The sequence below is a fragment of the Streptomyces pseudogriseolus genome (assembly GCA_002154585.1).
GTDB lineage: Bacteria > Actinomycetota > Actinomycetes > Streptomycetales > Streptomycetaceae > Streptomyces > Streptomyces pseudogriseolus.
Window position 1 is genome coordinate 1 of the sequence record MUNG01000711.1, and the last position, 1,291, is coordinate 1,291.

The 1,291-nt window shown below is 73.7% G+C and carries 2 protein-coding genes; both read right to left on the reverse strand.

All coding sequences use genetic code 11. The features are described from left to right. Nucleotides 1–545: TetR/AcrR family transcriptional regulator (locus CCN29_RS34255; RefSeq protein ID WP_031063529.1), on the reverse strand; the 545-nt coding region annotated here is incomplete at its 3' end. 4 nt (nt 546–549) lie between these two features. Continuing rightward, nucleotides 550–1,131 carry a sugar O-acetyltransferase gene (locus CCN29_RS34260; RefSeq protein ID WP_086686338.1) on the reverse strand — a complete coding sequence of 194 codons (582 nt, stop codon included), beginning with the start codon at nt 1,129–1,131 and terminating at the stop codon, nt 550–552. Nucleotides 1,132–1,291 lie beyond the last annotated feature (160 nt).

Sequence of the window (1,291 nt, forward strand, 5' to 3'; positions counted from 1 at the left end):
CACCTCTCCCCCGTGACCCTCCCCACCGCCTCCCGCGTCACCGGCCGTTCCGGTGGATCGTCGTCCAGGGCTCGGTGGAGGGTGAGGCCCTCGATCAGGGCGTCCAGGTGGCGGGCCGTGTCCGGCGGGAAGTGTGCTTCCAGCAGGGTGCGGCTGCGGCGCATCCAGCGGGCGCACAGGGCGCGGTACGGCTCCCGGCGGGCCGCCAGCGTGTACAGCTCCTGGACCAGGATCAGGTCGCGGCGCGGGCCGCCGGAGAGGGTGTGGACGAGGTCGGTGACCGCCTCGCGCGCCTCCTCCGGGGTGGTGGCGCCCGCGAGGTGCTGCTCGAAGACGGCGACCACATGGTCGGCGTACCCGGTGAACGCCTCGAGGAGCAGCTCGTCGATGCCGGTGAAGTGGTACGTCATCGAGCCGAGCGGGACCCCGGCGCGCGCGGCGATCTTGCGGTGGGAGACGCCGGCGACGCCCTCCTCGGCGATCAGGTCGAGCGCCGCCGCGAGGATCCGTTCGCGGCGGCGGGGGTCGGTGTGTCCGGTGGCCATGCGCTCAGAGGGAGCGGACCGGGCGGGCCGGGTTGCCGACCGCCACGACGTTCGCGGGGATGTCCTTGGTGACGACCGCGCCGGCGCCGATGACCGAGTTGTCGCCGATGGTCACGCCGGGGCAGACGATCGCGCCGCCGCCGAGCCAGACGTTGTCGCCGATGGTGATGGGCCGCGCCGCCTCCAGCTTGTCGCGGCGGGGCCCCGGCTCCACCGGGTGGGTGGGCGTGAGGAGTTGGACGTTCGGGCCGATCTGGCAGTCCTCGCCGACGGTGATGGCGGCGACGTCCAGCGCGGTGAGGTGATAGTTGACGAAGGTACGGGCGCCGATGCTGATGTTGCTGCCGTAGTCGACGTGGAGCGGGGGGCGGATCTCCACGTCCTCGCCGACCGAGCCGAGGAGTTCGGCCAGGACCGCCCTGGCCTGGTCCCGCTCGTCCAGGTATGCGGCCTGGTAGCGGGCGGCGAGCCGCATGGCGCGCTCCTGCCGGCGGCCGATCTCCGGGTCGTCGGCGATGTAGAGGTCGCCGGCGAGCATCCGCTCCAGGTTCGTCCGCGGATCGCCCGCGAAGTGGTCCGTCGTCATGCGTACGATCGTACGCTCTCGGGCGTACGGAGGGTACGGACGTACGCTCCCGGCCGCCCGGAGGGTACGGCGTACGCTCCCTGCGCACGACGGCGCCCCCGCGCCGGGTGCGGTGCGGGGGCGTCCGTCGGGGAGGAGGGGGAGCCGCGGCTGGGTCGTC